We start from the raw sequence: 14,385 nt of genomic DNA on the forward strand, positions 1-14,385 counted from the left end.
TTACTGAGTTAAAAATTCCAAGTATTTTTGAGTGAAATTATATTCGAATACAGCCTGTAAACTTTCTAGCTCTTTCTGAATCATCTGAGTTTCTGACTGCAATAAGTCTGTTGTTTTTTCTAATCCTTGTTGGAAGCGATCTGAACGGATGCGGTAAGCTTCGCGAGATTGTTCCAATGCCAGTTTCGAGAGATTTACTTTGTTTTCTGCATCTTTTAGCTGGCGGTTAGTTTTGTTGATTTCCAATTGGCTCTGGCTTTTGTATTGTGTACTTTCAACCATCGATTTCTGGTATTCAACTTTTTGCTTTTCCATTTTTCCTATGGATTTGTAACCATCGAATATGTTCCAAGAAAGTTGCGCACCAATTAGATAACCACTCGCTCCCATCTGGAATAATTGGTCGTCGTACAACTGATAGCTGCCAAAAGCATTTAATCTCGGCAGAAACTTCATCTTACTAGACTGAAACATTTTTTCATAAGCTTCAGTAGAAAGTTTCATCGCCATAATATCTTTTCTAGATTCTGATAAACTGGTATCGAAAACCTTTACATCAATATCAGAAGCTATTTCTTCGGCAGGTTTGTAAACTACAGTTTCGCCTTCTTCATTTAATAGAAATGCTAAATAGTCTGAAGCGTTTTTCACATTACTTCTCGCATACTGCAACTGGTTTTTTACTTCGTTTACTCGTACTTGAACAGAAAGTAAATCTGTTTTCTGTAGCATTCCCTGCTCAAAGTAATTCTCAACCATTTGTAAACTAGCTTCAGAAGTTGCATTGGCTTTTTCTAGCACTTTTACAGCACTATATGCCAATTGCAATTGCATATAAGCCTTATTTACTTCTAGCTCAATGTATTCTTTGGTACGCTCCGCTTGTAGTTGATAAGCTTGCATTTTGGTTTTAGCAGCTTGTCTTTCGTACACACCATCCATATTAAAAATGGGTTGTTGTACTTCGATGGCTGTAGCGTAATTGTCGATTTTTTCAGGGTTATTTAACAAGTCTGTGTTAAAATCATTCTGAGTTAAAATTTCCTGATTAAGCTTTGAGCCAAATGCCATTAGAGGATTGGTTGTCAACATTGCCGTGTGCGAAACCGTAATATTCGGTAAAAAAAGCGCCTTCGACTGGCTATAATCAGCCTTCGCTGATTCAAAAGTTTTTTCTGCAATCTTTACTTGGAGGTTGCCTTTAGCTATTTTAGAAAGTATCTCTTCCTTAGAAATAGTTATCGTATCCTGTCCAAATAGGCTGTTTGCAGAAAGAAGTGCTGAGATTAATACAACTAAATATTTATTCTTCATTTCAAATTTCCTTCAAGTTCTTTTCAAAAGTAGCCGGAAGAAAATCTGCATTTGGTAACTAATGTTACCTAAGGAATTTTTTTGTGAGATAATTTTATTTAAAATCGAAAATCACATAAAATAAGCAGTAAATAACTTAAATTTATATGCTGAGGCAAGAAACTACATATAGCCGTATTTTCACATCAATAGTGTTGATGCTATTCGCGCTATTGCTCAGCATTTTTAATACATCTGGTTACGAACTGCCATCTAATTACATCAGTTCTCCAACTCAAACCGAGTTGGTATCTCAGCAAAGTTCTACAAGAAGAAATTATAGAAGTCTCCGTTTTAAAAGGGCGATTCACTTAACTCAAAAAGTAATTGCTAAAACCAGCTTTTTTGCTTTTAACATTCAATTAATTCGATTATACAATCAACTGATTGCAGTGAAAAATAAGGCCATTGAATCCACAGAAAGCAATATTTTTATAAATCTGCTACATTTTATACAGTTACAAGCATCCACTAAGAATTCAGATTCTTTCCCTCAATTTATCTAGTTGGAAGCATCCTAATATTTCCTTGGGAACTCCACCCAATTTAAAAATCAACTTAATTCTTGGTTACACAAGCTGTAAGCACTACAGCCTTATTTCTGCTTGTAAAATGAAAAAGATCAAAAAATTACTGAAGCAGTTCGCGCTGCTATTCATTATACTTTTAACTTCAATTGGCTTGGGAATTAACGCAGCCGTTTTGCCCACCTTTAATATAAGAGATGCCGAAAAGCCTAAAATCGAAATGGTTGAATCTAAAGAAGATGATGTTGAACCAGATGATTAAAGGTGTGTGATTGACATAATGGTTTTACCAAAGCTAACTCTATTCAATCTTACTTTTTTTGAGTGTATGAGATATAATTAATTATCAAAACATTAATCGACCTAGGAAGCATCATCATTAATAATTATTGGAGCAGTTGTGTTAAAAAATATCCGCTGTTTGAACGAAGTGAGCGTCAGCAGCTGCTGTTTCGGATATTTTAGCAAAAGCGTATAAAATTTAGAAAATGCTTCCGCAGTCTTGATCTTTTGATACTTTTATATCAAGTTGTGCTTAATTAAGAAAATGACTGAATTCGAAATATTAACGGACAGAATAAAATTGAGATTAATTGAATTGTCAGATTTAAATTCGATTCATAAATTACATTCTTTACCTGAAACAGATGAATTCAATACTCTTGGTATTCCCCAAAATTTTGAGGAAACGAAAAATATAATTGAACCTTGGATTGCAGAAAATAAACTGAGTAAAATAAGGAACTACACATTTGCGATTGAAAATAGGTCGGATAGAGAATTTATCGGATTATTTGGACTTAAACTCGGAGATGAAAAATATAAACGTGGGGAAGTTTGGTATAAAATACATTCCGACTACTGGAAAAAAGGGTTTGCAACAGAATCTTTAAAAGCGGTAATAAATTTTGGATTTGATAATCTTAAATTACATCGAATAGAAGCTGGCTGTGCTGTAGGGAATATTGGTTCAATCAAAGTACTGGAAAAAGCAGGAATGGTAAGAGAAGGGCGTTTACGACAGGTGTTACCTTTGAAATTTGGCTGGTCTGACAACTTTGAATATTCAATACTTGAAACTGATGAAAGGAAAAATAACTAAGCACAATAACAATTATAGTGCATACCCTGCGGGACACTCACTATACCCAAACCGATAAAAGTACAGATAATTAACTATCAATGATTTATGTATATTCTTAAATATTTAGCATCAATCATTCATAAACAACCTCTTCAAAACCAGATGATGATCGTCTGAGTTTTGAAGAGTTGAAATTTTAAAGAATCAATTTTTACTGCTCAAAAATACTGGCGTTTAATTGATAGCCTGTTGACTCAGGTGTTAGCTGCAAGAAGTTTTCTGGGAAACCAGCAATTTCTCGCTCTACTAATTTTACCTTTCCTTTTTTCGTGATGTCTGTTTCTTTTACTTTGTAATCATCTATCTCTATTACTTTTCCCTTTTCTCTATTCCATTCACCAAAATAGTAAGCATTATCACAGATTACCGAGTTCGATAAATTGAAAGTAGCTTTGTTGTGTGGCGCAATTGTAAACACAAAATTACAATTGCTAATTACATTATTCTTAAACTCGAATTCCGGGTCTTCGTCTCCAATCCAGAATGCGCTCTCGTAGGCACCATGAATAATAGAATTGGTTACAGAAGTATTTTTGATTTTGCTAAAAGTGAGAATGGCATTTTTACAATTATAAAACACACATTGATTGATCTTGATTTCTTCGCCATGTGCCCAAATTCCTCCTTGAATAAAAGTGGAGTTTTTTTCTGCAATAAAATAGCAGTTTTCAACCGTGAGATTTTTTAAAGCATTGCTTTCTCTGGTAATCGGATAATAGTAAGTGATCTCTGGATTGGCGTTTCCGATAAACTTTAATCCTTTAATTTTCACATAGTCGCTTGCCACCAAAAAGGCTGTACTATGTGGAAATTGAGTATCGGAATTATTCAATGCTACTGATTGAATTACTGGCATTTTTGCATGCTCCCAATCTGCATTTTCGGGTAAAATAGCTGCTTCAATGGTAAATGAACTTGTATCTGAAAATGCTCTTAATGGATGGATGGCAATTTTATCTTGCAGTGTATAAATTCCCGGAAATATCTTGATGCTCACATCGCCATTTCCAGTAAGCATGTTTGCTACCGATACGGCTTTCTCTATGCTTTTAAATGGATTTGCTTTGCTCCCTTCCGATTGATCATTTCCATTTTTGCCGTCTACATAAAATACTTGTGCATTAGTGAAATGGCAGTAGCATAAGACAAATAAAAATAGTAAAGTTAATTTTCTTTTCATTTTGGCTAGAATTGATGTTAATTATGATTTTGATTGAATACAATTCTGCTAGATTACGGGTGTAGTTGAAATTTAAATACCGTTTATTTTCCATTTAAAAAGCGTTTAAATGCTCTCCGATGAAGATTTCTATATTAAAGAGGTAAAAAAGCAAATTGAGAATCAACTTGGCTGGCCTAGTAGTGCCTCTTGGAAACAGCGCGATTATTTAAACTTAATTGACTTAATTGATAAAAAAACGGAGATAAACCTGAGTCTATCTACTATAAAAAGAATCTGGAAGCCTGATTATATAGGCACTCCACATCCAGCAACACTTGATGCTTTTGCACTTTTTCTGGGTTACAAAAATTGGCTGAATTTTAAAGAGAATAATTCTCCCTCTCTCGATGAACAACAAGTAGGAATTTCAGCTAAAGAGCAGAGGTTTAAGAAATCACTCTTGCCAATTATTTTGGTGATTTTGATTTCCGTTTTAGGTGTATTTATTATTCAATCCAACAAATCGGTCGATGCTCCTGAATCAATCCAGTATGATGCAAATGAGTTAAAATTTAGCAGTAAGAATGCTACACTCAAAGGAGTGCCTAATACGGTAATTTTTGATTATGATATCAGCAGTGTTCATGCAGATAGCTTTTATATACAGCAAAATTGGAATGCGCTGCTTCGCGAAAAAATTCAGCCTGAAAACAAGCAATTGACAACCATGTATTATTACCCTGGTGTGCACCAAGCCAAGCTCATTGCAAATGATTCTATCATTAAAGAAACCCCAATAAGAATTAATACAAATGGTTGGCTGGCCTTTGCCAGATACAATTATACAGACAAGATTCCTGTCTATTTCAGAGATGATTTACAAAAAGATGGAGCACTTTCAGTAAGTAAACAGCAACTCGCTGAGAGTAAAATAGAATTGAGTAAAAATCCGATTGTTAGCTATTACTATGTAGATAATTTTACTGATTTAAGCAGTGGCAATTTTACTTTTGAAACCCGCCTTAAATGTGACAGTGTTTTTAACATAACCTGCCCCTACGTGTCTATTTGCCTACTTGGTGAATACGATATGAATATTATTCCACTAACTACAAAAGGTTGTATAGGCAATGTAAACCTGAAATTTGGAGATACTACACATACAGGTAAAAGTCACGACTTATCAGCTTTTGGAACAGAAGTTTACCAATGGCAAGACTTAAAAGTTGAAACCAGAAATAACAAAGCAATTATTACTATTAATGAAAATCAGATGTATGAAATACCATTCTCTAAAGATATTGGCGAAGTCACTGGTATTAGCTTCAACTTTACAGGAACTGGTTCTGTAGATTATATTCGTTTGCTGAATGGAGATGAAAAATTAATTTTTAGTGATGAGTTTGATGTAAATTTATAATTTGCTATTTCGATATGGCTTGCAGTTCACTAAGCAATGCTTCAAAAGAATTCTTTTTAGTTACATGAATATAATTACCCTGCCCAGCTTCTGCCAAATGCTTTAATTGTGTTTCATTCTCCACTTGCCATCCAAAACTAAAAACTGATAAATGAATACCTTTTTCTGTTGCTTCATTTACGTCTTTTATTGTCTCTTCAAACACAGTAAAATCACCGTCAGAAGCCAGAATAACTCTATTATTTCCTTGTTCTATAAATTCTTTTTCTGCAAGTTGGTAAGCAAGTTTAATCCCTTTTTGCGCATTCGTTCTTCCACTAGAAGTTAGTTTAGACAATGTATATAAACTCTGTTTGTCAGTGAATGAGACATTTTCAAGAATTACGCGAGCATTATCAGAGTAAATCACTACAGAAAGTCGGTCTTCTTTTCTCATCACTTCAGATAATTGACTGATGGCTTCTTTGAGTAAAGGTAATTTTTCAGGCTGATTCATACTGCCTGATACATCTAACAACAAAACTGTATGGTTATAAGCAAAACCCTCCATAGAGATTTTTTGCTCCGCCTTTTCATTTTGCTGCTTCAGCAAGGGATATTGAAACTTATAAAGCCCCAGTTCGATTACCGATTGTAAAAGAAATGCTGGTGCCTCTCCCATATTTTCCATAGCACTCACTCTGGCAAAGTTGTTATAACTTTCTACTGCCCAATTAAACTCATTTACAATATATTCATAAGGTTTTGGTGAATATGTTTCTAGAGGGATATAACCATAGTACTCACCCATCATTTTTCTTATTTTCTCTATAAACTTATCATAACGATTTGGCGCACTGTTTCCATCATAAGATCCTGTTTCTTTTATATTCTGAGTATTTATAGATCGATTTTTTTGTAACTCAGTTAGCATCAAACCCAGTTGAAGAGTATCTAATTGATTCTGCTTAGAAAATTTTCCTATTCTTGCCATTTCCAAATAGTTTCGCGCTGTGTCTATAACTATTTTCATAGCAGTAGCACCTTTAACCCAAGAGTTTTGACCACTACTGCAATACCTTTTATGAATTTGTAATGCCAATGCTTCAAATTGCAAAGAGAGATTTCGATAGTCAGTGTTGATTTTATCCAGTTCTGCTAAGTACTTATAAGCTTGATTTACAGTTGTTGTATCTGTTTTTCTGGGATTAAAGTTTGTAAGCTCCGAAAACTGTCTACCAATAATTACTTGTTGTTCTTGAAGTTGCCATAAGGAATCAAAAAGCAGGATCACTTTTTCTCTATATTCTGTAGGAATTTCTTTAGCTGCTATTTTGGCTTTTTCATAATCACTTACAGGAAGCTTTAAGTATTTTGTAATAGCAAAATAAGGAACTGCTCCTTGCAAAATATTTTCTCCTTCTTTATGCACATTTTTATTTAAATCTTCATTGTACCTTGAGTAGCTTCTTTGGTTTTTCCATGTCGATCGTACACACTTGTTTATAACTTTTATTTGCTGATTTAAAGCAGCAGCAATTGATGCTTGACCCTCATCTTGTTTCGCAGCAACTGGAGTTGCTAAATAATGCATTAAACACAAGAAAAATATCAATAAAAAAAAGCGATATGGTTTGTCAGGTAAAATAGTAATTAGTGAAGTGGTTTTCATGTTTAATTCTTCAATAGCAATTGAATTATTGTTTATTTGATTCTATCATTTATTACTACTAATGAAGCCTATTTTTTCTGAAAATATTGCTTTTTACTAATTTTTGCGCCTTTCTGAATTTACAAATTCATTCAATAATTAATATTTCTCATTTTGTAATTGTGTTTTTGCTTACAATTGAATTTGTATTAACCATCAAAATATTTTGCCCGACAAGGTCATTCCTGAAAAGTTAACATATCTTAAAGAAGACAACATCTATTTCAATAAAATTGAATCTGCTAATAGTATCATGATTGCCAACCTTAACAAGCTAAAAACTTTGTATTTTGGACAGAAAATAAAGAAACTCCAAAAAATTCCCTTCATATAACATTATAAACGATCCATTAAATAGCTCAGGTTTAATCTATCCCCTCTATGTTTTACAGGCATAATTTAGCTTTGTAAAATAGCTAATTGTAACTGATCGAACATGCTCCCGTATTGTTAACTAAGTATATACTTAGCCTTAACCTACATTATTACCCTCGTTAAATTTAGGAGACGTATTAGTTTACCTTTTTAAGTTTCTTAAATTAAATTATTACATTTATATAGATTACAAATACTTCTAGCGAGCTAACAGCAAATTAATCGCAAACCGAATTTCATTTTTTTAAGGAAAATATTTTTTATCAAGTTCTCTGAGCATAATTATGAATATTTCGACCAATCTATTGTTTCCAATCAAAAAGCAAAAACTGTTATTAATGGTTTTAATGGTAGGATTTTGTACAAAAATACTAGCACAATCAGATGAGGTTATTTACTTTCCTGATTCGCGCCCAACCAAAATATCAACTTTTGAAATCAACTCTAGTCATGTAAAATACAAAGCAAAAAATAATTCTACAGGCCAGTATAGCCATATCTTTAAACAAGACATTATGATGGCCTTCTATCCTTTAGGCACTTATCATGTTTACTCTGAAACACAAAAAGACTTAGTTAGTGTAAATTACTCTTCTCCATCAAACGATAAAATTGATAAGCTACTAACAAAAGATGGGAATGTAATCGCAGCAGAAATTAACACTGTAGAAACTCAAAATACACCAAATAAAATAGTTTATAAGGATACAAAAACAGGAAGCCAAGGTAACATAGCTCAAAGTGACTTAAGCATTATTCTTTACAAAGATGGTAAGTATCAATTATTTGATTTACCCTCTGAGGTTGCTAAAGTTTTACTAAAAGCAAGTGATGATGTACTGGCAGTTAGTAATCCGTCAACAGAGAATAACAATACTGTACCAGAAACTACTATTCCTGAAAACACTACACCGGATAATAATTTTCCGGAAGATGGGCATATTTCTGATAATGTTATTATTGATGATGATCCGAATCTATCAAATGTGGATACTCAACTATTTAGAGATAAGGCATTAGCTAAAACCAGAGAATTAGAGGATTACTTAACGCTCGTGGCGAATAAGAAGACACCTTTCCAGAAAGCTAATGATGCTATTGATGCTGCTGTTAAGCTATTTATTGATGAAAAGAGGATGATGGAGGTTTCTTCGGTAAATAGAACCGATGTAACAAAATATAAGCTCAGGACTTATTTTGAGAAATTAAAACTACTTAAGTACGATGAAGTGCGAGTGTCTTGGTCTGATATAAGCTATGTGAGCAAAATAGAAAAAGGAGAAGATGGTAACTTTTATGGTATTGTTACCTTCCAACAGAAATTCGAAGGCTTTATAGATGGTAATCTTGAGTATTCAGACATTACTAAAAAGAATATTACTGTGATTCTTAAAACATATGACAAATACATCGAAGGCGAAAAAACAACGCTTTGGGATGTTTACCTCGGTGATATTGGAGTTGTAAATACGAAATATTAGAAATTTTAAAAGCTTAGGTATTTCTACCTGAGCTTTTATTTTATCTCTTAATCACTCTCAAATTTTTAGATAAATTATCGCTTTGTATTCTAATTAGATACATTCCCTTTGATAAATCTGGAAGGGTGAGTTGGTCAGCATAATTTAACTGTTGCTTCTGAATATTTTCGTTTTTGATTAACCTTCCTGAAAGATCCAAAACCCTCAATTCTAATTCTCCAATATACTCATTATCAATTTCGTAATTTAACACATCTCCAAACGGATTCGGAAAGAAGGTTACTCCTTGGAGTTCTTGATAGTTATCAGTTGCAGTAACATATAGTACTTCCGTCCATGTTTTTGTATCGTTAATACTCAATTTTATTTTTACACTATCATCTCCATTTTCTACAGGAATCTTATTTAGCTCTTTCTCAACAACACTTACCTGATAATCAGACTTTATCAAATAATTTCCAGCATTTACTTGGTGAAATGTAAAGTTTCCATCTTCATCTGATGTTGTATTTGAGAGTATCTCTTCTGTTTGGAAATCTAACAAATACACTGGAACACCTGATAAGATTACTTCTTCGTTTGTTCTTCCTCCAGCGTTTTCATCCGTTTTATAGGCTGTTCCACTAATTGTTTCTTCTCCTGTTAAAGCAGCTGTTTTTTCCAGTAAATTAATGGTATAATCTGTAACATCGGAATTCAGGTTAATAATACTAGCTTCCGACATAATAAGCGCATTACCTGAATATGTTGGTACACCTAGAGCTTCAAACTTAATATCTGGTGAATATTTGAGGATATAATTACCTGTGTCTAATCCTGTAAATTCGAAACTACTCGAACTACCTAAGTTGAGTTCTGATACTAGCTCATAGTTTTGCTTATTATATAAAGCAATGATGCCTTCTTCAACTTCGGCATTTGTATGATCAATTATATTACCAGCCAATCTAAAGTTTTCAGCAATATCGGCAATGTAAATTTCAATCACTTCTTCGTAAGAACCACTATCAGCATCTACCACCTTTACACGTATAGAGTATGTATTTTTCACTTCATAATCGAATGATTGATTTGCATATAGTGTATCATTGGATATATAAAATGCACCATTATCATCGCTGCCCGTTCCTTCTACAAGTGAGAATACATGCGCATCGTCTCTATCTACATCAACTGCTTTCAAAATACTGATAACATCACCTGTACCTCCATGCTCTGCAATACTATTAGTATTTAATATTATCCCCGAAGGTGCCGAATTACCGGCTTCATTAATAATACTAATTACGAATATTGCTTCTGTTGATCCTCCATTTCCATCATCACTTTTTACTTTGATGTAATATCTGTTTTGCGTGTCGTAATTGAAAGTAATAGCTGTTTTTACTAAAGATCCTTCCAGTGTAAATGCAGTATTATCGTCCCAATTAGATACCAAAGTATAAGTATGTATATCACCTAAATCTGGATCGCTTGTGCTTAATGATCCTACTATTGACCCAATTTCGGCAGTTTCAGAAATATTGGAGCTACTTATTGAAATTGATGTTGGAGGACTATTCTCAGTTTCATCTGTTATAGAAATTGTAAACGATTTCTCAAAAATCTTATCATTTGTATCTGTCGTTCTTACTCTTATCGAATAACTGCTTTTAGTTTCATAATCGAATGCCTCAGTAGTCTTCAATTTACTACCATCAATACTAAAAGATGAATTATCTGTATCACCAGTTCCTGATACCAGATTGTATGTATGTGTGTCACCTATATCTGAATCTGTTGTGCTAAACGAACCCACTTCAGTACCAACAGCCTGGTTTTCTTTAATAGATAAATTACTTAATGTAATGTTTGATGGTGCAGAATCTTCCGATTCATCTGTGATTGTTACCGTAAATACCTTCACATAGGTTTTACCTCCCGAATCTTTGGTTTGAATTCGAACTGAATAACTGTCTTTTGTCTCGTAGTTAAGCTCGGTTGCTGTTTTCAGCTTACTACCATCAATACTAAATGACGCATTATCCGTATCACCAGTTCCTGACACAAAACTATATGTAAAACTATCGCCCGAATCAGCATCTGTGGTACTCAATATGCCAACTTCTGTACCTATTGGCTGATTCTCTTTTACTGATGATTTACTTAAACTGATATTCGTTGGGGCTGTATTCTCTACTTCATCTGTAATCGAAATTGTGAATGCCTTTTCAAACGCCTCTCCTGCTGCATCTTTGGTTTCTATAACTACCGAATAGCTTGTTTTACCTTCATAATCAAATTTAGCGGCTGTCAGTAACTTATTCCCGCTAATGCTAAATGATGAATTATCTCCTTCTCCCTCAGGCAAACTATATGTAAAACTATCGCCCGAATCAGCATCTGTGGTACTCAATGTGCCTATCTCCGTGCCGATTGGCTCATTCTCTTTTATTGATGAGTTACTTAAACCAATATTTGTTGGAGCAGAGTTTTCTGGCTCATCTGTAATTGAAATGGTAAATGTCTTTTCAAACGCCTCTCCTGCTGCATCTTTGGTTTCTATAACTACCGAATAGCTTGTTTTACCTTCATAATCAAATTTAGCGGCTGTAAGTAACTTGTTCCCACTGATGCTAAATGATGAATTATCTCCTTCTCCCTCAGGCAAACTATATGTAAAACTATCACCCACATCAGCATCTGTGGTACTCAGTGTGCCGACCTCTGTACCTATTGGCTCATTCTCTTTTACTGATGATTTACTTAAACCAATATTTGTTGGAGCAGAGTTTTCTGGCTCATCTGTAATTGAAATGGTAAATGTCTTTTCAAACGCCTCTCCTGCTGCATCTTTGGTTTCTATAACTACCGAATAGCTTGTTTTACCTTCATAATCAAATTTAGCGGCTGTAAGTAACTTGTTCCCACTGATGCTAAATGATGAATTATCTCCTTCTCCCTCAGGCAAACTATATGTAAAACTATCACCCACATCAGCATCTGTGGTACTCAGTGTGCCGACCTCTGTACCTATTGGCTCATTCTCTTTTACTGATGATTTACTTAAACCAATATTTGTTGGAGCAGAGTTTTCTGGCTCATCTGTAATTGAAATGGTAAATGTCTTTTCAAACGCCTCTCCTGCTGCATCTTTGGTTTCTATAACTACCGAATAGCTTGTTTTACCTTCATAATCAAATTTAGCGGCTGTAAGTAACTTGTTCCCACTGATGCTAAATGATGAATTATCTCCTTCTCCCTCAGGCAAACTATATGTAAAGCTATCTCCCACATCAGCATCTGTGGTACTCAGTGTGCCGACCTCTGTACCTATTGGCTCATTCTCTTTTACTGATGATTTACTTAAACCAATATTTGTTGGGGCTGTATTCTCTACTTCATCTGTAATCGAAATTGTGAATGTCTTTTCAAACGCCTCTCCTGCTGCATCTTTGGTTTCTATAACTACCGAATAGCTTGTTTTACCTTCATAATCAAATTTAGCGGCTGTCAGTAACTTATTCCCACTGATGCTAAATGATGAATTATCTCCTTCTCCCTCAGGCAAACTATATGTAAAACTATCACCCGCATCAGCATCAGTAGTACTCAATGTGCCTATCTCCGTGCCGATTGGCTCATTCTCTTTTATTGACGAATTGCTTAATATAATATCCGTTGGAGCATTGTTCACTGGTTCTGCCACTTTCCGAACTCTTATATAATCTACTGCTCCCCAACTACTATTTCCTTCTATGGTTAAAAAATGACTTCCGACTTCAAGACTATTTTTTGTACCTCGCATTTCCCCCCAATAACTTCCACCAAATGTAGCATATATTGAAGATATCGTAGTTTCATCACCAATCAACTCTACAGCCTCATTATCAACAGTAAACAAATAAGAATCTGGCCAATAAGCATTTCCACTCTCAGCATTCCCACTTCTCAACCTTACACTAATTTCGTAACTTCCTGCCTCTGCTATATCAAAATCTACTTTTAGCTTATCTCCATCATCAAAGAGTGTAACAGCTATACCTTCAAAGTCATCGGATATAGGGTCTTCAAATATTACAATATCCGACTTGGTACCAACTTCATTTACAACTGTATAATTATTTTCAATTTGGATGATCTCATCATCAATGTTCTCTTTATGGTATTTTATAGTTGATCTCTTATCATAAAATCCTTGAAGCATTCTAGCAAACTGACCTTCTGAAAAATACTTCATACAGCCTCCGTTTGAATAAGACATAATGTTTTTCACATCTGGCTGATATGACTGCCCATTAGCATCTATTAGATTTCCAGCATATTCACAATTTCCATCTACTAATTGATCAAGATTGGGATCAGCAGGGGTATCACAAACCATATCACCTGCTACATCACAATTTGAACCATCTACCAATTCGCTAGTGGTTCCATTATCAGTTGCTCCATGAGTATGATACAAGTCAAAAAAGTGGCCTATTTCATGGGCTAAAGTATTATCGCTGTAAAGTGTATTATCACTAGAAACAAATACTACTTTTGGTCCTGGTGGTAAATAAGCATATCCACCTACTTCAACTCCATTTTTGTAAATTTCATTAGGAAAGAAAACATTTATCGTATTATTATCTGCATATGCATTTCTAAGCAAATATTCTTGTTCTGCGGAAAAATCATAAAATTGATCGTCATCTATATAAGTTACATTATCTATATAGAACTGAATATTTACTCTGCTAAAATACCAATTAGTAGCTTTTACATCATGCTCAATGTCTTGTAGTTGGGTTACACTCGTTCCACTTGATGTTCTAATCAAAAAAATCTTTAATGCTATATATGTGATATTTTCTTTATCTATTAATGCCTCTAGATCTTCTGCAGAAGTAGACTTAAGTCTTAATGACATTAATTGCTCGGGCGTAGGTGAAACCGTACCACAAGACATTTGTGCCTTACTTAGGTTGGAAAATAATAGAATGACTAGTGTTATGTTAATTAGATTGATCGGACTCTTCATTCTCGAAACGTTTCAGTTAGTAATATTACTATTGTAAAATTGTATTGTAATTTCACGCAAGTTTCTTATACCTAATTTAATTTATTTTCTTTTATTTATAATACAGAACATTACATGTTAACGTTTATTTACAATTTATTGAATGTAATCAATTGAATTGCAGCAACTTACATTCATTCTTCTTTTCCTAAACAAATTATAACCTCTATGTAATGTTTGTTGCATATTATT

At 33.9% G+C, this 14,385-nt stretch carries 9 protein-coding genes; 5 read left to right on the plus strand and 4 right to left on the minus strand.

The annotated features are described in order from the left end of the window. Nucleotides 1–1,314, minus strand: a complete 1,314-nt coding sequence (locus tag OQ292_RS36755; RefSeq protein ID WP_284689143.1) for a TolC family protein — start codon at nucleotides 1,312–1,314, stop codon at nucleotides 1–3. Nucleotides 1,315–1,460: 146 nt separating this feature from the next. Between OQ292_RS36755 and OQ292_RS36760 the strand changes: the two genes are divergently transcribed. The 3 genes from OQ292_RS36760 to OQ292_RS36770 all read left to right on the plus strand — a co-directional run bounded on the left by OQ292_RS36760 (nucleotide 1,461) and on the right by OQ292_RS36770 (nucleotide 2,982). Then, a complete protein-coding gene (locus OQ292_RS36760; RefSeq protein WP_284689144.1) occupies nucleotides 1,461–1,859 on the plus strand; it encodes a hypothetical protein in 399 nt (132 codons plus the stop codon). A gap of 106 nt (nucleotides 1,860–1,965) precedes the next feature. After that, nucleotides 1,966–2,142: a hypothetical protein gene (locus OQ292_RS36765; RefSeq protein ID WP_284689145.1), complete on the plus strand. Its 177-nt coding sequence runs from the start codon at nucleotides 1,966–1,968 to the stop codon at nucleotides 2,140–2,142. 285 nt (nucleotides 2,143–2,427) lie between these two features. Continuing rightward, nucleotides 2,428–2,982: a GNAT family N-acetyltransferase gene (locus tag OQ292_RS36770; protein ID WP_284689146.1), complete on the plus strand. Its 555-nt coding sequence runs from the start codon at nucleotides 2,428–2,430 to the stop codon at nucleotides 2,980–2,982. A 193-nt stretch (nucleotides 2,983–3,175) separates the two neighbouring features. Here OQ292_RS36770 and OQ292_RS36775 read toward each other — a convergent pair whose 3' ends face one another. After that, nucleotides 3,176–4,204 carry a right-handed parallel beta-helix repeat-containing protein gene (locus OQ292_RS36775; RefSeq protein WP_284689147.1) on the minus strand — a complete coding sequence of 343 codons (1,029 nt, stop codon included), beginning with the start codon at nucleotides 4,202–4,204 and terminating at the stop codon, nucleotides 3,176–3,178. A gap of 109 nt (nucleotides 4,205–4,313) precedes the next feature. On the opposite strand from OQ292_RS36775, the gene OQ292_RS36780 reads away from it, so the two are divergent. Next, nucleotides 4,314–5,606, plus strand: coding sequence for a hypothetical protein (locus tag OQ292_RS36780; RefSeq protein WP_284689148.1), 1,293 nt, complete (start codon nucleotides 4,314–4,316; stop codon nucleotides 5,604–5,606). A gap of 4 nt (nucleotides 5,607–5,610) precedes the next feature. Here OQ292_RS36780 and OQ292_RS36785 read toward each other — a convergent pair whose 3' ends face one another. Further along, nucleotides 5,611–7,257: a vWA domain-containing protein gene (locus tag OQ292_RS36785; RefSeq protein WP_284689149.1), complete on the minus strand. Its 1,647-nt coding sequence runs from the start codon at nucleotides 7,255–7,257 to the stop codon at nucleotides 5,611–5,613. Nucleotides 7,258–7,955: 698 nt separating this feature from the next. On the opposite strand from OQ292_RS36785, the gene OQ292_RS36790 reads away from it, so the two are divergent. Further along, nucleotides 7,956–9,152, plus strand: coding sequence for a hypothetical protein (locus tag OQ292_RS36790; RefSeq protein ID WP_284689150.1), 1,197 nt, complete (start codon nucleotides 7,956–7,958; stop codon nucleotides 9,150–9,152). Between the two features lie 40 nt (nucleotides 9,153–9,192). On the opposite strand, the gene OQ292_RS36795 is transcribed toward OQ292_RS36790, so the two are convergent. Next, nucleotides 9,193–14,154: a cadherin domain-containing protein gene (locus OQ292_RS36795; protein WP_284689151.1), complete on the minus strand. Its 4,962-nt coding sequence runs from the start codon at nucleotides 14,152–14,154 to the stop codon at nucleotides 9,193–9,195. Between the last annotated feature and the right edge of the window lie 231 nt (nucleotides 14,155–14,385).

Origin of the sequence: Chondrinema litorale, from assembly GCF_026250525.1 — a bacterium.
GTDB lineage: Bacteria > Bacteroidota > Bacteroidia > Cytophagales > Flammeovirgaceae > Chondrinema > Chondrinema litorale.